Here is a 19,065-nt window from a genome sequence, read left to right as displayed (position 1 = left end):
GGAGCGTTACCCATGTCCGAATCCACTACGTTCGATCTGCCGATTGCCGGCATGACCTGCGCCAGTTGCGCCGGGCGCGTCGAGCGCGCATTGAGCAAAGTCGTCGGCGCCACGGCAGTCAGTGTCAATCTCGCCACGGAACAGGCCCGGATCCAGGCACCCAGTGACAGCCTGCCGGCCCTGATGGACGCCGTGCACAAAGCCGGTTACAGCGTGCCGCAACAGAGCATTGAACTGAGCATCGACGGCATGACCTGCGCATCGTGCGTCGGCCGGGTCGAACGTGCGCTGGCCAAGGTGCCCGGCGTGAAAAGCGTCAGCGTCAACCTGGCCAACGAACGCGCCCACCTCGAATTACTCGGCCAGGTCGATCCGCAAACCTTGATCGCGGCTGTCGACAAGGCCGGTTATTCCGCCAGCGTCTGGGAAGTCGAACACCCGACTGCCGACAATCAACAACAGCGCCTGCAGCGTGAGCGCTGGATATTGATCATGGCCCTCACCCTTGCCCTGCCGCTGGTCTTGCCGATGCTGCTGCAACCGTTCGGCGTGCACTGGATGCTCCCGGCCTGGGCGCAATTCATGCTGGCGACCCCGGTGCAATTCATTTTCGGTGCACGGTTTTATGTCGCCGCCTGGAAAGCCGTGCGCGCCGGCGCGGGCAACATGGACCTCTTGGTCGCCTTGGGCACCAGCGCCGGCTATGGCCTGAGTATTTATGAGTGGGCCACTGCCGCCGGGCGCATGCCGCATCTGTACTTCGAAGCCTCGGCGGTGGTGATCGCCCTGGTCCTGTTGGGCAAGTACCTGGAAAGCCGCGCCAAACGCCAGACCGCCTCCGCCATCCGCGCCCTTGAAGCCCTGCGTCCGGAACGAGCAATTCAGGTGATCGATGGCCGCGAGCTCGACGTCGCCATCAGCGCCCTGCGCCTCAATGACCTGGTGATGGTCAAACCCGGTGAGCGCTTCCCCGTGGACGGTGAAGTGGTTGAAGGCCAGAGCCACGCTGACGAAGCGTTGATCAGCGGCGAAAGCCTGCCGGTCCCCAAGCAACCCGGCGACAAGGTTACCGGCGGCGCGATCAATGGTGAAGGTCGGTTGTTGGTTCGCACTCAGGCGCTGGGCGCCGAAACCGTATTGGCGCGCATCATCCGCCTGGTCGAAGACGCTCAAGCCGCGAAAGCGCCGATCCAGAAACTGGTGGATAAAGTCAGTCAGATATTCGTGCCCACGGTCCTGCTGATTGCGTTGGCAACGCTGATCGGTTGGTGGCTTTACGGTGCGTCGATTGAAATGGCGCTGATCAATGCCGTCGCCGTGCTGGTCATCGCTTGTCCCTGCGCCCTGGGCCTGGCAACACCGACCGCAATCATGGCGGGCACCGGCGTCGCGGCGCGCTACGGGATTTTGATCAAGGATGCCGAAGCGCTGGAGCGTGCGCATGAAGTCAGCGCCGTGGTGTTCGACAAGACCGGCACGTTGACCTCAGGCACACCGCGTATCGCTCACCTGAGCGCCATCGAGGGAGACGAAAATACCTTGCTGCAAAACGCCGGCGCCCTGCAACGAGGCAGCGAGCATCCATTGGCCAAAGCCGTGCTGGATGCCTGCACCGAGCGCAAACTGACTGTCGCCGACGTCACCGACAGCCAGTCCCTGACCGGGCGCGGCATTGCCGGCACGCTCGACGGTCGTCGGTTGGCGCTGGGCAATCGTCGCCTGCTCGAAGAAAGTGGTTTGACCACAGGTTCGCTGGCCGAGTCGGCAAGCGCCTGGGAAACCGAAGGCCGGACGTTGTCATGGCTGATCGAACAAAGCCCCGAACCCAAGGTGCTTGGCCTGTTCGCCTTCGGTGACACGCTCAAATCCGGTGCGCTGCAAGCCGTGCAACAACTCAGCGCACGCAACATCAGCAGCCACCTGCTGACCGGCGACAACCGCGGCAGCGCCAAAGTGGTTGCCGAAGCGCTAGGCATCACCGATGTGTATGCCGAAGTCCTGCCAGCGGACAAAGCGGCCACCGTCGCCGAACTCAAAAAAACCGGCGTGGTGGCGATGGTCGGCGACGGCATCAACGACGCACCGGCCTTGGCCGCAGCCGACATCGGCATTGCCATGGGCGGTGGCACCGACGTGGCCATGCACGCAGCGGGAATCACCCTGATGCGCGGTGATCCGCGCCTGATACCGGCGGCCCTTGAGATCAGCCGCAAAACCTACGCGAAAATCCGCCAGAATCTGTTCTGGGCCTTTGTCTACAACCTGATCGGTATTCCCCTGGCTGCCTTCGGGTTTCTCAATCCGGTACTGGCGGGCGCGGCCATGGCACTGTCGAGCGTCAGCGTGGTGAGCAATGCGCTACTGTTGAAAACCTGGAAACCCAAGGACCTGGAGGACAATTGATGAACATCGGCCAAGCAGCCCGCCGCAGCGGGCTGAGCGCAAAGATGATCCGTTACTACGAGTCCATCGGCTTGCTCAAGGCCGCCCATCGCACCGACAGCGGTTACCGCGTCTATGGCGACGACGACCTGCACACGCTGGCATTCATCAAGCGCTCACGGGACCTGGGATTCTCACTGGAAGAGGTCGGCAAGCTGCTGACCCTCTGGCAAGACCGTCAACGCGCCAGCGCCGATGTGAAGGCCCTGGCCCGCCAGCACATCGAAGAGTTGAACCAGAAGATCCTCGAACTGGGCCAGTTACGCGACACCCTGCAGGATCTGGTCGAGCACTGTCAGGGCGACCAACGCCCCGACTGTCCGATTCTCAAGAACCTGGCGTCAGGTTGCTGCGCCGAGCCTGCCCATTCCTGATCGACAGCCCCATCACCACCAACAAGGTGGTGAGGGGAATGCCGTGGAACAGCAACACCACCGCACCGGGCGTCCACCACGAATAGAACGGCGCGGCAATCAGCATGCCGACGCCGAAACCGGTCATTTGCAGCAGCGTCAGAAAGCTGAAAATCGGCAAGCGCAGATTCTCCGGCTCCCGCTGCAGGCGCGACATCAGTCCGACTTCCGAGAAACCATCCCCCAACCCCGCCGGCAGTGAAAACAGCAGCAGGCCATACAGGGTTTGCTGCTGGAACATCAGGATGAAACCGCAGGACATGAGCAACACGCCGAAGAAAAACCGGCGCTCCAGGTTGATGTTGTCCGAGCCCTTCAGGCGGCTGGCGATGCGCGCACCGATGAACTTGCCACCGGCCCAGACCGCCAGCATCAGGCCCAAGGTGGTACTGGCCGAATCAGGGGTCAGCAGTTTGGAAATGATTGGAAAGCCTACGTTGTGTGCGGCACTGCCCAAGGTATCGGCCATGGTGACGGCGAGCATGGCCGCCACGACAGGCGTACCGCGCAGGCCCTGGCGCAAGGCTGACCATTCGCCCTGTTCATGATTAGTCCCGGCGTCATGCGCTGGTTTGGAAAACCGTAGCGGCACGATAAACAGCGCGGCCAGCAGATACGTGACGACGTTCAACGCAAACACCGTTTCAAAACCAAACGCAGCCACTAACAAGCCTGCCACCAGACTGCCTGCAACCATGGCCGCAGACGAGGCAGACGTGATCCAGGCGTTGGTCTTGAGCAGCTGTTCGCTCTTGATCAGGTTGGGTAGCTGGCTGTTGAGGCCTATGGCGAACATCGAGTTGCCGAACCCCAGACCGAAGGCAATCACCGGCAACAGCAGCGCTTGCTGGGCAACCGGCAGTACCAGCAACAGACCCAGCAATCCTGCTCGCAACAGATCAAAAACAATCAACGGCATCCGCCCGGCCCAACGGCGATAAAACGCAGTGCCGATCAGGCTGGCAAATACACCCCCAGCCACGCGGCTGGCAAGAAAAATGCCGACGCTCATGGGGCTGTTGCTGAGCAGATAGACGTAGGTGGCCAGGGCGACCATGTTGAGAAAGGCCCCGAAGTCCGAGACCAGACGGGCACTGACAATGAGCCGGGCATTGCGGGTGGAGGTGTTCACATTCAGTCCTGTAGGAGCTGCCGGAGGCTGCGATCTTTTGATCTTGCTTTGGATCAAACAAAAGATCACAGGCTTCGGCAATTCCTACAAGACAATACGCACCCACAAAAAACCCGACTTGCGCCGGGTTTTTCGTCAACCGATCACTGCATCCAGGGTGGAGGCGGCTCTTCGGTTTTGTTCGGTGGTGCATCATCCGCCGCGCGCACTGCTTGCTTGCGCTCTTCATCCAGGCGTGCCGCCTCGATCTCGCGAATAACTCCGCCTACGTCGGCCAACTCTTCCGGCTCATCAAACTCACCGGTCAGGATACTGGCCGGGTGCAAAGTGCCGGCTTCGTACAACGCCCACATTTCCTTGGCGTATTTGGTCTTTTTCAATTCCGGCGCGAACCGCCCGAAGTAAGAAGCCATGTTGCCCACGTCCCGCTCCAGCATGTTGAACGCGTGGTTATTGCCCGCCGCATCCACCGCCTGAGGCAAGTCGATGATCACCGGCCCGGTCGGGGTCAACAGTACGTTGAACTCGGACAGGTCACCGTGCACCAGACCGGTACACAACATCAGCACGATCTGCGAAATCAGGAACGCGTGATACTCGCGCGCCTGGTCCGGCTCCAACACCACGTCGTTCAAACGGGGTGCAGCATCGCCGTACTCATCGGCAACCAGTTCCATCAACAGCACGCCTTCCAGGAAGTCGTAGGGCTTGGGCACCCGGACGCCAGCACCGGCCAGACGAAACAGCGCCGCCACTTCGGCGTTCTGCCAGGCGTCTTCGGTTTCTTTCTTGCCGAACTTGGAACCCTTGGCCATCGCCCGGGCCTGGCGGCTGTTGCGCACCTTGCGGCCTTCCTGATACTCGGCCGCCTGGCGGAAACTCCGTTTATTCGCCTCCTTGTAGACCTTCGCGCAACGTAACTCGTTGCCGCAGCGCACCACATAAACAGCTGCTTCTTTACCACTCATGAGTGGGCGCAGCACCTCGTCGACCAGACCGTCCTCGATCAGGGGTTCAATGCGTTTTGGAGTCTTCATCAGCTTTTATTGTGGGTCCTTTATTACCAAACACGCGAAAGTCATTCGTTATACGGCAATCCACTCGCGGGTGGGAGGGTTGCCGACCTATGAACGTTCCTATTTACCGCAAGATGTACCGCAAGAAGCACACAATGTGCCGGATAAATCTGACAACCCTACTGTTATCGGCGCCGAAGATCATAGCTCAAGTGCAAGCAAGGGCCTTTAGCACAGACGTTAAGTTCGGACGCTCGTTCCTTCACAGGATATTTCCCGTTCCCCCTCAATTTCCGCCGCCTATGGCCGATTCCTTTAGGGACAAACATTTTGTCCGACAATCGGATCAACGACGCCACTGACAATCCGGAGCGCGGATGAACATAAAACAAAAATTGACCTGGGCGTTTGCAGTCATTGCCTGCGTACCGGTGATCGTGGTCGCCACTCTGGTGGTGCTGAACCTGCGCAGCGATGCGAAAAACGAATTCATTGACGGCAGCGGTCGCGAAATCCGCCAGGTCAGCAACGCCATGCAGCTGTTTTTTGAAGGCATCAGCCAGAACGTTGATTACCTGGCGGCCCAGCCGCTGGTCAAAGCGGCGGACGCCAGCGTCAAAAGTCGGGTCGGCGCCAATGCCGGCGACCTGCCGGACAGCGAACTCGACAAGCAACTGTTCGACCTGTTCGCCAGCCTGGCCGCCAGCCACCCGGCGTACGCCTATGTGTCGTACGGCATGAGCAACGGCGCTTACGCGTTCTGGCCGGGCGATCCGAAAATGTCCAACTACGACCCGCGTGTTCGTCCCTGGTACAAAACCGCCATGGCCAACCCTGGCAAGACCCTGCGCACCGAGGCCTATTACTGGGCCGGCGATGACGCGGTGCTGGTCAGCACCGTGCGCGCGGTCGCCAATCAGCTCGGCACGCAGGGCGGCGTGGTGAATATTGACGTCTCGCTCAAGCAGCTCACCGAAATCGTCAAGCAGATCAAACTCGGTGAAACCGGCTACCTGATGCTGATGGAGAACAACGGCACCGTCCTGGTCGATCCGAAGCAGCCGGAACATAACTTCAAGGCACTGAGCAGCCTCGGCGATGGCTACACGCAACTGGCCAAGGCCGGCAAAGGCCTGGTGGAAGTCGAGCTGAACGGCGAGCGATACATGGCCAACGTGTGGCCGTCGGAGCAACTGGGCTGGACGTTTGTCGGCCTTATCAAACAAGCCGACGTGATGAGCGCGGCCACCCAACTGACCTGGCTGATCGCGATCATCGCTGCCGTACTGGCTGTATTCTTCGCCATCGTCGGCGCCAGTTTCGCCAGCCTTATCGTGCGTCCGATCCGCAGCGTCGCCAGCGGCCTGGAAGGCATTGCTCAAGGTGAAGGCGACCTGACCAAGAGTCTCGACGTGCGGGGCAAGGACGAAACCGCGCAACTGGCCAGCTGGTTCAACCAGTTCCTGGCGGCCATTCGCACGCTGATCCAAAGCATCGGCGGCGCCGCCACCAAGATCCTCGCCACGTCCCAGAGCTCGACCCGGGTGTCCAGTGACATGGCCGAAGCCGCCGGACGCCAGCGTGAAGCCGTGGACATGGTGTCCACCGCCTTCCACGAAATGGTCGCCACCGCCAACGAAGTGGCGCGCTCTTGCAGTCAGGCCGCAGAGTCGGCGGACAGTGGCCAGCGTCAGGCCCGCGAAGGTCAGCAACAAATCGATGCAGCGGTCACCAGCGTCGATCGCCTGAGCCAGGAAATCGAACAGTCCGCCCAATCGATGCAACAGCTTGAGCGCGACAGCAACGACATTCAGTCGATCCTCGGCACCATTCGTTCGATTGCTGAACAGACCAACCTTCTCGCACTGAACGCGGCCATCGAAGCGGCGCGGGCAGGCGAACAAGGACGCGGCTTTGCGGTGGTGGCGGATGAAGTCCGGGCGCTGGCCAAACGCACCGCCGATTCCACCGCGGAAATCGACGGCTTGCTGGGTAACCTTGCCAAGCGCACCAGCCAGGTCACGCAGCAGATGCACGCGAGCCTGGAAGTGTCTCAGCAATCGGTCAGCCGTATCGGTGAAGCCCGCAGCAGCTTCGGGTTGATTCGCGAATCGGTGGACGTGATTCGCGACATGAACACGCAGATCGCTACCGCGGCGGAAGAACAGCATCAGGTGGCTGAAGACATCAACCGGCACATCAGCCAGATCCATGGCGATGCGCAGTTGGTGGCCGATCTTGCGAACTCTGCGCGGGTCGATTCGCAGAGCCTGGCCGGGTTGTCGAACGAGCTGGACGGGTTGGTTCGGCGGTTCAGGACGTAAGATCAAAAGATCGCAGCCTGCGACAGCCCCTACATTGAAATGCGATCTCTCCTGTAGGAGCTGTCGAGTGGAACGAGGCTGCGATCTTTTAAAGAGGCACCCCCCTTCTCAACGCTCGATAATCGCCGTCACACCCTGCCCTCCCGCCGCGCAAACCGACACCAACCCACGCCCTTTGCCCGCCGCGTCCAACAACTTCGCCAGGTTGGCAACAATACGCCCGCCAGTCGCAGCAAATGGATGCCCTGCGGCCAATGAGCTGCCTTTGACGTTGAGCCGGCTACGGTCGATAGAACCCAGCGGTGTGTCGAGGCCGAGGCGGGTTTTGCAGTATTCCGGATCTTCCCAGGCCTTCAATGTGCAGAGCACCTGAGCAGCGAACGCTTCGTGGATTTCGTAGTAATCGAAGTCCTGCAGCGTCAAGCCATTGCGCGCCAGCAAGCGCGGCACGGCATACACCGGTGCCATCAGCAAACCTTCCGCACCATTGACGAAATCCACCGCCGCCGCTTCGCCGTCCCGCAGATACGCAAGAATTGGCAAGCCTCGTTCCTTCGCCCATTCTTCACTGCCCAGCAGCACCAGCGATGCGCCATCGGTGAGGGGCGTGGAGTTGCCCGCCGTCAGCGTGCCCTTGGCGCTTTTCTCGAATGCCGGCTTCAACGCGGCGAGCTTTTCCAGGGTCAGGTCCGGGCGCAAATTGTTATCGCGCGTCAGTCCAAGAAATGGCGTCATCAGGTCGTTGTGCCAGCCCTCGGTGTAGGACGCGGCCAGTTTGTGATGACTTTCCAGCGCCAACTGATCCTGTTCTTCCCGAGGGATGTTCCAGGTCTGCGCCATCAACTCGCAATGTTGCCCCATGGACAAACCGGTGCGCGGTTCGCCGTTGCGAGGGAACTCGGGGATCAGATGCTTGGGGCGCAGTTGCAAAAAGGTTTTTAGTTTGTCACCGGTGGTCTTGGCGCGATTGGCCTGCAGCAAAATTTTGCGCAACCCTTCACTGACGCTGATCGGCGCATCGGACGTGGTGTCGACGCCACCGGCAATGCCGCAATCGATCTGGCCCAAGGCAATCTTGTTCGCCACCAGCAGCGCCGCTTCCAGCCCCGTGCCGCACGCTTGCTGGATGTCATAGGCCGGGGTGAGGGGCGACAGTCGCGAACCGAGCACGCATTCGCGCGTCAGGTTCATATCTCGTGACAATTTCAGCACGGCTCCCGCAACCACTTCGCCAATACGCAGCCCATGCAGGTTATAGCGCTCGATCAGCCCCTCGAGGGCTGCCGTGAGCATCGCCTGATTACTGGCCGTGGCGTATGGCCCGTTGGAGCGGGCGAAGGGAATTCGGTTACCGCCGATGATCGCGACGCGGCGCAGCTGAGTCATGAAAAGCTCCTGATGAAAGTTTTGAAACCAAACCGTTGCCCATGTGGCGGCGGGCCTTTGTGGCGAGGGGACTTGTCCCCGTTGGACTGCGCAGCAGTCCCGAACTTTAACGACTGGTGTGTCAGGTACAACAGACTCAAGATCGGGTTGCTTCGCAACCCAAGGAGGACAAGTCCCCTCGCCACAAAGGCTCACTCCCACAGGCGATGCATTTCAATTGGCGACGTGCTATCTCCTGAAAGTCCTGCAACAAACTAATCTGCTGTGATCAAGCGTAGGCCTTATCTCGTGGATCGAACGACTGATCGCCATTCGTGGTCCACACTTTGAACCCCAGCTACTGGAGAGCGTTCCATGTCTGACCGCTATATCGACTTCGCCAATTCGTCCATCGGCCATCGTCTGGTCGGTGCCATGGGTCTGCCGGCTCCCGTCCGCCTTGAGCGCTGGCAAGCGGGCCGGCTGCGGCCTGTGGAAGGGGCACTGTTGATTGGCGGCGGCCCGCTGACAGAAAAAATCAGCGCCTTCGCCAACCGTCTGACCGACGCTATCTACAGCTACGGCACCGAGCCTTCAACGGCCACCGCGTGGATTCCCGGCCACGGCCCAAAACTCAAGGCCGTGGTGTTCGACGCCAGTGACCTGGTGCACACCGATGAGCTAAAACAGCTGCGCGAGTTTTTCCAGCCACTGATGAAAAACCTCGACCACAGTGCCCACCTGGTCATCCTCGGTCGTGCCCCCCAGAGCCTGAGCGACCCGTTCGCCGCCAGTGCCCAGCGTGCCCTGGAGGGTTTCAGTCGATCCCTGGCCAAGGAACTGCGCAGCGGCGGCACTCTGCAACTCATCTACGTGGGCGAAGGCGCCGAGGATCAGCTCGAAGGGCCGCTGCGGTTTTTCCTCTCGCCTAAAAGTGCCTTCGTGTCCGGCCAGGTCATACGTTTGAACGCCTGCGACACCCCCGTGACAGACTGGACCCGACCGCTGGCAGGACGCAAAGCACTGGTGACCGGCGCGGCACGAGGGATCGGCGCCTCCATTGCCGAAACCCTGGCCCGTGACGGCGCCGACGTCGTTTTACTCGATGTTCCCCCGGCAAAAACCGATCTCGAAGCCCTCGCCGCACGCCTCGGCGGACGCAGCATCACCCTGGACATTTGCGCCGAAGACGCCGCCGCGCAGTTGATCGAACAATTGCCCGATGGCATCGACATCGTGGTGCACAACGCGGGCATCACCCGGGATAAAACCCTGGCCAACATGACACCGGAATTCTGGGACGCGGTGCTCGCGGTCAACCTCAACGCGCCGCAAGTCCTGACCAAGGCATTGCTCGACAGCGGCACCCTGCGCGACAACGCACGCGTGATCCTGCTCGCGTCCATCAGCGGCATCGCCGGCAATCGCGGGCAAACCAACTACGCGGCGAGCAAAGCCGGGCTGATCGGTCTTGCCGAAGCGTGGGCGCCGCTGCTCAGTGAGCGCGGTATCAGCATCAACGCCGTGGCACCGGGCTTTATCGAAACCCAGATGACCGCACACATCCCCTTCGCCCTGCGCGAAGCCGGACGGCGCATGAGCTCGCTGGGCCAAGGCGGCCTGCCGCAGGACGTCGCCGAAGCGGTGGCCTGGCTGGCACAACCCGGCACAGGCGCGTTCACCGGACAAGCATTGCGCGTCTGCGGGCAAAGCGTTTTGGGGGCATAAGCCATGATTACCGATTGGCACACACTCAACAGCGAACCGGGCCTGACCGAGCTGTATGTACGGGCGGCGACACGACGCAAAATCACCGGCACCACCCTCCCCGACTCAGGACTGCGCTGCTGGGTCGATGTCGATCAGAAACGGTTGGCGGCCTATCGCAAAGTCTGCGGATTCACCGACAACGCTCTGTTACCGCCGACCTACCCGCACGTCCTCGCGTTCGCCTTGCAGATGCAACTCCTCACCGCCAAGGAATTCCCGTTCCCGCTGCTCGGCCTGATCCACCTGAGCAACCGCATCCGCATGCTGCGCCCAATGGGCGGCGTAGGCCGCGTGCGAGTCAGCGTACAAGTGCAGAATCTGCAACCTCACGCCAAAGGCGCAACCTTTGACGTCGTCACAACCCTGGACGATCAACTGGGGCCGTTGTGGGAAGCCGAAAGCCAAATGCTCTGCCGCGGCGTCAAGCTCGAGGGCGAACCGGTTGAAGACGTACTCACACCGTCATTGACCATGACCCAAGTGGCCCAATGGAAAGCCCCCGCAGACATCGGCCGGCAATACGCCAAAGTCTCCGGCGACTACAACCCCATCCACCTCAGCGCAGTCAGCGCCAAACTCTTCGGCTTCCCGACCGCCATCGCCCACGGCCTATGGAACAAAGCACGCACCCTCGCAGCACTCGCCGATCACCTGCCAACAGCGAACGTCGAAATCGCCGTGCAATTCAGGAAACCGGTGCGACTGCCCAGCGAGGTGACACTCCTGGCGAGCGCGGCAGGGTCCAGTGGAGATTTTCAGTTACTGGGCGCGGGGGATCTTGAGCACATGGTTGGGCATTGGCGGCCGGTTGCATGAAGATCAAATCGATGCAGTGAGAGGTGAAGTTTTTTCCGGAATTCATTCGAGCCTGATCAATCGCCATCGCGAGCAGGCTCGCTCCTACAGTGGATTGGGTGCATTCGCGAAATCAGGTCGGCTGTTCGGGCGCCATCGCGGGCAAGCCTTGCTCCCACAATGGGTTGAGTACATTCGCGAAATCAGGTCGGCTGTCAGGCCGCCATCGCTGGCAAGCCAGCTCCCACAGTGGATCTGGTGCATCAGCGGGATCAGTGCGAGTCTCAGACCGCCATCATCGGAACCCCCCCGCAAACTCGGCGTTGCTCTTCACCACTCAAGGCTGAGCGTTAGCTCGCCGTCGCCCTTCACCATTCAAGGCCGAGCGTTAGCTCGCCGTCGCCCTTCACCATTCAAGGCCGAGCGTTAGCTCGCCGTCGCTCTTCACCACTCAAGGCCGAGCGTTAGCTCGCCTGCATGCTTTTGATCTTGATCTGGCTCTTGATCTACCCGCCCCTTCGGGAGGCCGAGTGGAGGTGTTCATCTGGGGGTCAGGCGCGAAGCGCCGTGCGGCGAAGCCGCACACATCGAGAGGAGGTCGTCGCGAAGCAGACCGTAGGCGATGCCCCCAGATGAATACCGGAGCGAGGGAACACCGAGCCTAAGCGAGGTGCCGTACGCCGGGGCGAGCCTTTTTGGGTACTTTTTTGGCGTTTGAAAAAAGTGCCTCGCCGTAAGGGCGAAACCCTAAGCCGCCGTTACCGCAGAAACGGATATACACCCCACCCAAAATCCCATGGTCGGCCCAAAGGCCGCCACGCCCAAATTACGACTATCACTAAGGTTTTTGAACCAAAAAAAACCACCCCACGCCTCTGATATAAAAAGAAAAACCCAAAAAACCACCCCCTGACAAAAGGCATTAATACCAACTGCAGAATGGCATTCCAAAGCCCTCCAAGCTGTCATGCAAACAACGGACGAAGACACCGACGGCAACAGAAACCGCCGGGCCATCGAAGACAACAAACGTTGTAACAGGTGCAAGGAATACCCCCATGACCACACACATCTGGCGCACATCAGCAATCGCAATAGCCCTCTCCCTCACCGTAGGCCTAAGCGCCTGCAGCAGCGGCGGTGGCGGCCACCACAGTAGCTCCGGCAGCTCATCCCCCGACAGCACAGCAGGCGCCGGCACAGGAGGCTCCGGCGACTCAGCCGGCACTGGCGGATCAGGCGATTCTGGCGGATCCAGCGGCGACACCGCAGGCACAGGCGGCACCGGAAACACCGACGGCGGCACAGCGGGCACAGGCGGTACTGGCGGAACCGGTGGCACCGGTGGCACCGGTGGCACGGGCGGCGGCACCACCGACCCCACCAATCCAACCAACCCCACAGACCCCACCAACCCGACCAACCCCGGCACCACCCCTCTGGTCACCACCACACTGCTCCAGGACGTAGGCAAAACCGTCAGCGGCGCAGGTGACGGCGTTGGCCAGATCGGCGACTCCCTGAGCACCGTCCCCGTTGCAGGCGGCATCGTGCAAAGCGTCGCCAACACCACCGGCAACGTCGTCACCACCCTCGGCGATGGTGTGGCCAACGGCGTCGGCAAACTGGGCACCGACCCCAACGGCCTGGGCGTCACCGCATCATCGGTCGGTGGAGTGGTACAGGACGTCGGCAACGGCGTTTCCGACGTCAGCGGCAAACTCGCCACCGCCACCAACAGCATCCCGGTAGTCGGCGGCGTCGTGACAAAAGTCACCCCGGTACTCGATGGCGTCGGTGAAAAAGTCACCATGCTCGGCGACACCTTGAGCACAGCCACCACGACCGGCCCATTGGGTTCAGTCACCAAAGAAGTCGGCAACAAACTGGTGCCCGTGATCGCCCTGGTCGAGAGCACCACCGACAAGGTGGGCAGCGCCACCGGACTGGGTGAACCCCTCAACGGCATCGTCAAGAAAGTCGGCGACACCGTCGATGGCGTTGGCAACAAAGTCAGTCTCGCCGGCAACGGCAACGCATTGACCAACACCGTCGGCGGCGCCTTGAGCAACACCGGCACAGCGGTCGGCAAGGCCGGCGGACTGGTTGCCAATGGCACCGGTTCAGGCACCGGTTCAGGCACCGGAGGCGGCTTGGGCGGCACCGGATTGCTGCAAACCGTCGGCGGCGCAGTGGTCAATGTCGGCAGCGGATTGAACGCTGGCAACACCAATGGCCTGGTCAGTGCCGGAGGAGTCACGGCCGCGTCTGCAGGCAGTCTCGTCGCCTCGGTCAACACCGCGCTCGGCGGCTCCGGCGTACCCAACACTGCCGCCACCGCCCCCTTGGCCAACCTGGGCAACGCGGTGGGCAGCGGCTTGAATCCGGTCACGACTGCCGTCACTGGCCTGACCCAAAACATCGGCACCGCGACGGGCCTGGGCGCTCCGGTCAACGGGCTGACCACTCAGGTCGGCGGCGCGGTGGGCAACCTCGGCAGCGCCATCGCCACCAGCACACCGAACCCCGTCGTAGCGGCCGTCGGCAACACCGTGACGACCGTGGGCAGCACCGTCGGCGCCGTGGGCACACTGGTCACTGGAGGCACCGGTGACACTGCCACAACCGGGGGGCTTGGCGGCTTGCTGGGTGGGCTGACCGGAAAACTGAGCGGCAAGAATCGTTGACATTGCACCCGGCCGATTCGACGGCCTTATCTACAGCGCCTACGCTTGGTTGAAGGCGGAAGATTCGAAGGAGTCTTCCGCTTTTTCTTTGGAACATGATGATCCAGGCGAAGTTGTAAATTGAACATGGAGCGTCCTATGCGCGTCTTGGCTAGCCTGCTGTTTTTGACCGTCAGTTCATGCGTTCTCGCCGACACCCTTCCCAGCTTTCTCAACAGCAACGAAACCAACCGCAACCTTCCCGTACCGAACCTCCCGGCCGATGCATACCGCCCCACCACCGCTGCGCCCTCGGTGCCCGAACCCGGTGCAACCCAGGACCAACCGTTGATGATGAACACCCGCATCAACCTCAAAACCGTGCAAATCGAAGGCGGAACGATTTATCCGCTCAGCGAGCTCGCCACGCTCTACCAACCCTTGTTAGGCCATGAAACCAGCCCCGCCGATCTGATCGAGACGACCCGCAGCATCACCCGTCGTTATCAACAGGATGGCTACCTGCTGTCCTACGCATTCCTGCCGCAGCAAACGTTCAGCAATGGCGTGGCGCGAGTGGTGTTGGTGGAAGGCTACATCAAGGATTATCAATTGCAGGGTGACGTCGGACGGGTCAAAGGCCTGCTCGACAAACTGGTGGCCAAACTGCAGGCCGAACGTCCGCTGACGCGCAAGACCTTCGAACGCTACACCACGCTGATGAGCCGCATCCCCGGCGTGACATTACAGGCGCAAGTGCCGCCGCCGGGCACCACTGATGGCGCTGCTTACCTCGTCGCCCAGGCCAGTCGCAAACCGTTCACCAGTACCCTGAGCACCACCGAAAACAATCGCAACAGCCTCCAGGCGCTGCTCGGCGTCAGCAGCAATTCCCAGACGGCCATGGGCGAACAATTGAGCCTCAGCGGCCTCTTTCCACCGGGGGACGATCACGAGCGTTACTACCGCCTGGACTACAACCAGTTCCTCAATACCGAGGGCACGCAACTGGCGCTGTCGGCCTCGCGTTACCGCGCCGATCCCGACACCAACGTGTTGACCGACAACGGACTGGAGCTCAAACCACACCGCGAAAACGATCGCTATTCCATCGGCTTCAGCCATCCGCTCATTGCCTCCCCCAACGAACTGCTCAGCGCCGGCACGAGGTTGTACGCGGTCAACGACAAGACCCGCTATCAGGTCGTCGGCTATCCGCTGAGCGTCGACATCAACAGCGACATCCGCGCCCTGGCTTTCGAAAGCGACTGGCGCAAAGCCGATGCCAAACAACTGCGCATCATCAGCGGTGGGGTGTACGAGGGCATCGACGGCATGGGAGCAAAAACCAATAACAGCGATCTCGACCTGGACTTCTTTCGGCTGCGCTTGTCCGGTGTGCAGAGCGACAGGTTTTTCGAGAACTGGCAGGGTGTTCTTTCCGCCGCGCTGTACTGGAGCGACGACACCCTGCCCGACAGCGAACGCGCCGTGTTCGGCGGGCAAAATTTCGGCCGTGGCTACCCCGATGATCAGGCTTCCGGAGACAAGGGTTGGGGCGTGGCCTATGAGGTGAACTACAGCTTTAACCGCGATTGGAATTGGGTGCGGACAGTGCAACCGTACGTGGTGCTGGACCGTTCAAAAACCTGGTTCAATGAGCTGCCGGTCAAAGGCAGCAATCTGTCATCGGCGGCAGTGGGGCTGCGTTTTGGCGACGCCAGGTATTACAACATTGCCCTGGAAGCGGCCAAGCCCATGTCGGACGAAGCGTTGGACACGTTCAACCGCAAACCGAGGTACAGCATCAGTTTCAGTTATCAGTTGTGAATCGAGAATCGTTGATCGTGATGATCGTGATGATCCCCTGTAGGAGCTGCCGAAGGCTGCGATCTTTTGATCTTGCTTTTTAAGAACAAGATCAAAAGATCGCAGCCTTCGGCAGCTCCTACAGGGGATTTGTGTTCAATTGGAGATCCGTTGCACCACAGGCTGTGGAAACAGGTTATTGAGCGTCTCCAGCAACCGCACGTGATAGATCGGCTTGCGAAACAGGTCGAGCACCTGAAGGCGCAGCATGTCGCTGACATCCTCCATGTCCGCATGCCCGGACGTGACGATCACCGGCAGATGCTGGCGTGAAGTGTGCTCGCGCAGGCGCTTGATCAGCGACATGCCGCTTTCCTCCGGCATGCGCAGATCAGTGATCACCAAGGCGATATCAGGATGGCGGGTCAGTTGATGCAGGGCGAGTTTGACCGACGTTGCCGTAAAGCAACAGAAGCCCTCGCCCTCCAATAGTTCAGCCAGTTCCAGCAGTGCATCCTCTTCGTCGTCGACCAAAAGCAACTGCTGGCGTGGCATTGAAATGACTGTCATAGGGTGTTCCGAAACCAATGAACCAGGTTGAAACACAGTAGCCCACTAATGCGGGCGTGGTCGGTTTTCTCAAGGCACCGGTTTGACGACGGCCGTACCTTTAAGCGCGGTATTGAGATCAGTGAAGATATCAAACACCCGATCTCCAATAGGTGTCATAAATCCAACCGCCATGACTGCAACCATCGCCGCCACAATCGCATACTCAATCGCCGAAGCCCCTTCAGTGCTTTCAAAAAACACGCGAATTTTCACATACAGTTTGAGGAACATCTGACAACTCCTTGGGCCCTTGGGCGCCGATATCACGGGCGGTGACATGATTGCTCCGTGCCAGCATCGGTTTGGCTTCGAGTGCACCCTCGATCAACGCGCTTTGGGCCACCACGTGTTCGCGGTCGAGGCCGACGAAGACGAGGCTGGCGAAGGTGACGTCGACCAGCGCCAACAGCTCGTCGAGGCTGCCCCCGCCGGCACTGACAACCTGCCCCAACGGGGCGAGGGCGCCTTGCAGCCACTCAAAATCGGTCGGTGACATAAACGTTTCCTCCTCCCGCTTCAAGACTGATATCGAGGTTCGGTTCGGGCAGCACTCGCAAATCCAGACCTAATAATCCCGTGACGACGGATAACAAGTCCGTCACTACGCCCAGCAGGTTTGTCACGAGAGATAAATCGATGGTCACCAACGCCCTGACTTGTGCAGTGCGCACGTAAATCCGGTTTGCCCCCAAGGGATCCAGCTTGGCAAGCGCCGGATTGCCGATAACGGAAAACTGCGGCGGCTCAATGACTCTTATTTTTGCAGTGGCACCCAAGCCAAGTCCCAACAGGCTGACCGGCAAATTCGCCGCGACCGCATTCTGGCTGTTGCCGAACTGGACGAACCCTTGAACCAATTGAAAGACGTTTAGATCGGCATTCAACGCAGAGGAATTTCCACCTGTCTGAAGTTTGAGAATATCGCCTAAATGCAGGGTGCCAGGGTTGACCGCCACGGAGGTCAAGGCATTAAGTCCTGCGACGACTTCAGCGGTTGCACCATTGCGCGTCGCAACGGTAGCAGCGGCCTGAAGCAGTTTTTTGATCGTGGCGTCAGCAGCGAGAAGCCGATCGTAATCACCTGCTGTCACCTGTAAATCAACGGCTAGCTGATTCAAGTAATCCAGCAAATTGAGGTGCGCTGATAACAACCCATTCCAACTGGCCACCGTCAGGTTCACCGAACTCCCCAGCAGGGCTGAAAAAAGAGGGTTCAGCAAACTGACATCGGCGACGGTGCTTCGGATACTCAATTGAGCCGTGGGTGGCAATGGCGCCGCGGCAACCGCTGTCGCGCTGAGTGTTGTATTGAGAATGACGGGGCCGCTGGAAAACAAGGCAAAAACACCGGCGGCCAAACTCGTGAGGACGGTATGTCCAGCGACTACCCGCACGGCGGAAGACTTGTCCGGGTCAACGTTGAACGTGCGCAAAGAGTCGGCCCCGGTCAGCAGGTAGCCGCATTGAGTGACCAGTGTTTTATCGGTAGCGGCGACAAAGTCGTTGCGCGCGGCACTTTGCCGGACAAACGTTGCCGCCGAGAGGCCAGCTTTGCAGTTACCGCCTCGGCTGACCGCTTCAAGCGCAGCCACATCAGCCACCCGTTGCAACTTGCGCTGCTCCAGGTATAGCCGACCGCTATCGACCACCAGCAACATGAACATCATCGCCAGGCCGAGGGTCAGCGCCGCCATCAAACCGATCGCGCCGCGTTGAGCGGTCGGGCCGCGAAACTGCATGCGGGGAGACATCGCGCACTCCTTTGCCGGCGTACTGCCGAGGGTTACCTCCGTGGGTAAAAATCAGTGTAGACAAGGGTTGGTGTCGTTGCTGGCATCTTGGTAGACCTGTCGGTGGCAAGAGCTGATGCGAGCCTGTAGGGACCTGTAGAACCTGTAGAACCTGTAGAACCTGTAGAACCTGTAGAACCTGTAGAAACCTGTAGGAGCTGTCGAGTGAAACGAGGCTGCGATCTTTTGATTTTGTTTTTCAAGAGCAAGATCAAAAGATCGCAGCCTCGTTTCACTCGACAGCTCCTACAGGCCCCGACCTGCCCCAACCTGGTCCCTATCTGCCCCTATCTGCCCCTACCTGCCCCTACGGGTTCCTACAAACCTTTACGGCAAATGACTATCTTGGCGGGTAATTGGCCAATATCCGACCGACCGTTTCGCGTATCGCATTGCTGCGTTCGGTCGGGTTCGGTGAGCGGGTGAGCATTTGCTCGTCACTGCCGCGCCACACCAACTTGCCGTCCTTGCCGTCAAGCATGTCGATCTGGATCGTCGCCACTTTGTAGGTAATGTTACGGGTTTCGTTGTACATCGGGCCGCCGTAGTAACCATTCCAAGGGCCACCCCAGGCGCCGCCGTAATTGGTGGTCACCTGTTGTTGGCGCTCTTCGATGATCAGGTAGGTCTGCACGTTCAAGTCGCCTCGAGTGCCAGCAGCCGCTGGGCGCAGGCCACGTTGATCGAGCTGTTCGCTTACCGACTGGCGAATGCGTTGCTCGGTAAGGTCACTCTTGATCCGCGGGTCATCAGGGCGATATTGCAGGGCGGGTTCCTTCCAGCTCCAGCCGCGGTAGGCGGCAAAGTCGCGGCTGGCGTCAAAGTCGTGATTGACTTGATCCGAGGCGCAGGCGCTCAGCAGCGCAACCACAACCAGTAAAACGAGTCGGCGGAACATGATTTTTCTCCGGTGAACGGCATGAACCTGCGC

14 protein-coding genes and 2 pseudogenes are annotated in these 19,065 nt (G+C 60.3%); 8 read left to right on the top strand and 8 right to left on the bottom strand.

Annotated features, from left to right (window positions below; all coding sequences use genetic code 11):
* Positions 1–12: 12 nt before the first annotated feature.
* Together ACA063_RS03115 and cueR are read left to right on the top strand one after the other, a co-directional pair.
* On the top strand, positions 13–2,403 hold the full coding sequence (locus ACA063_RS03115; protein ID WP_497664751.1) for a heavy metal translocating P-type ATPase: 2,391 nt from the start codon (positions 13–15) through the stop codon (positions 2,401–2,403).
* The gene (gene cueR, locus ACA063_RS03110) at positions 2,403–2,816 is read left to right on the top strand and encodes a Cu(I)-responsive transcriptional regulator (protein WP_497664750.1); all 414 of its coding nucleotides are present in this window, start codon (positions 2,403–2,405) and stop codon (positions 2,814–2,816) included. Before ACA063_RS03115 ends, cueR begins: the two co-directional genes overlap by 1 nt.
* Here the strand turns inward: cueR and ACA063_RS03105 are convergent.
* Both ACA063_RS03105 and ACA063_RS03100 read right to left on the bottom strand, forming a co-directional pair.
* Positions 2,770–3,987 carry an MFS transporter gene (locus ACA063_RS03105; protein ID WP_497664749.1) on the bottom strand — a complete coding sequence of 406 codons (1,218 nt, stop codon included), beginning with the start codon at positions 3,985–3,987 and terminating at the stop codon, positions 2,770–2,772. The two genes, cueR and ACA063_RS03105, sit on opposite strands and share 47 nt — an antisense overlap.
* 143 nt (positions 3,988–4,130) lie before the next feature.
* Positions 4,131–5,024, bottom strand: coding sequence for a PA4780 family RIO1-like protein kinase (locus ACA063_RS03100; protein ID WP_497664748.1), 894 nt, complete (start codon positions 5,022–5,024; stop codon positions 4,131–4,133).
* Positions 5,025–5,380: 356 nt separating this feature from the next.
* Between ACA063_RS03100 and ACA063_RS03095 the strand changes: the two are divergent.
* Together ACA063_RS03095 and ACA063_RS03090 are read left to right on the top strand one after the other, a co-directional pair.
* Positions 5,381–6,469: pseudogene (locus ACA063_RS03095) on the top strand (cache domain-containing protein); the annotation flags it as partial.
* Positions 6,470–6,559: 90 nt separating this feature from the next.
* On the top strand, positions 6,560–7,327 hold the full coding sequence (locus tag ACA063_RS03090; protein ID WP_490148251.1) for a methyl-accepting chemotaxis protein: 768 nt from the start codon (positions 6,560–6,562) through the stop codon (positions 7,325–7,327).
* A 108-nt stretch (positions 7,328–7,435) separates the two neighbouring features.
* On the opposite strand, the gene ACA063_RS03085 is transcribed toward ACA063_RS03090, so the two are convergent.
* Positions 7,436–8,713, bottom strand: a complete 1,278-nt coding sequence (locus ACA063_RS03085) for an acetyl-CoA C-acetyltransferase (protein ID WP_497664747.1) — start codon at positions 8,711–8,713, stop codon at positions 7,436–7,438.
* 354 nt (positions 8,714–9,067) lie between these two features.
* On the opposite strand from ACA063_RS03085, the gene ACA063_RS03080 reads away from it, so the two are divergent.
* The 4 genes from ACA063_RS03080 to ACA063_RS03065 all read left to right on the top strand — a co-directional run bounded on the left by ACA063_RS03080 (position 9,068) and on the right by ACA063_RS03065 (position 15,753).
* Positions 9,068–10,420, top strand: coding sequence for a 3-oxoacyl-ACP reductase (locus ACA063_RS03080; RefSeq protein ID WP_497664746.1), 1,353 nt, complete (start codon positions 9,068–9,070; stop codon positions 10,418–10,420).
* Between the two features lie 3 nt (positions 10,421–10,423).
* The gene (locus ACA063_RS03075) at positions 10,424–11,278 is read left to right on the top strand and encodes a MaoC family dehydratase (protein ID WP_497664745.1); all 855 of its coding nucleotides are present in this window, start codon (positions 10,424–10,426) and stop codon (positions 11,276–11,278) included.
* A 1,037-nt stretch (positions 11,279–12,315) separates the two neighbouring features.
* Positions 12,316–13,944 (top strand): collagen-like triple helix repeat-containing protein, encoded by a 1,629-nt coding sequence (locus ACA063_RS03070; protein WP_497664744.1) that lies wholly within the window; start codon positions 12,316–12,318, stop codon positions 13,942–13,944.
* A gap of 138 nt (positions 13,945–14,082) precedes the next feature.
* Positions 14,083–15,753, top strand: a complete 1,671-nt coding sequence (locus tag ACA063_RS03065; RefSeq protein ID WP_497664743.1) for a ShlB/FhaC/HecB family hemolysin secretion/activation protein — start codon at positions 14,083–14,085, stop codon at positions 15,751–15,753.
* A gap of 135 nt (positions 15,754–15,888) precedes the next feature.
* On the opposite strand, the gene ACA063_RS03060 is transcribed toward ACA063_RS03065, so the two are convergent.
* The 5 genes and pseudogenes from ACA063_RS03060 to ACA063_RS03040 all read right to left on the bottom strand — a co-directional run bounded on the left by ACA063_RS03060 (position 15,889) and on the right by ACA063_RS03040 (position 19,032).
* A complete protein-coding gene (locus ACA063_RS03060; protein WP_497664742.1) occupies positions 15,889–16,302 on the bottom strand; it encodes a response regulator in 414 nt (137 codons plus the stop codon).
* A gap of 69 nt (positions 16,303–16,371) precedes the next feature.
* On the bottom strand, positions 16,372–16,575 hold the full coding sequence (locus ACA063_RS03055; RefSeq protein WP_497664741.1) for a Flp family type IVb pilin: 204 nt from the start codon (positions 16,573–16,575) through the stop codon (positions 16,372–16,374).
* A 58-nt stretch (positions 16,576–16,633) separates the two neighbouring features.
* Positions 16,634–16,840 (bottom strand): annotated as a pseudogene (locus tag ACA063_RS03050) (response regulator); the annotation flags it as partial.
* Entirely contained in the window at positions 16,821–18,083 is a 1,263-nt protein-coding gene (locus tag ACA063_RS03045) for a pilus assembly protein TadG-related protein (protein WP_497666464.1), read from the bottom strand. The pseudogene ACA063_RS03050 and the gene ACA063_RS03045, both read right to left, overlap by 20 nt.
* Before the next feature lie 391 nt (positions 18,084–18,474).
* Positions 18,475–19,032: a DUF4136 domain-containing protein gene (locus ACA063_RS03040; RefSeq protein ID WP_497664740.1), complete on the bottom strand. Its 558-nt coding sequence runs from the start codon at positions 19,030–19,032 to the stop codon at positions 18,475–18,477.
* Positions 19,033–19,065 lie beyond the last annotated feature (33 nt).

This window comes from Pseudomonas sp. LBUM1643 (assembly GCF_059716215.1).
Note: the sequence above shows the minus strand (reverse complement) of the source record. Positions and strands in the feature narration are given on the sequence as shown.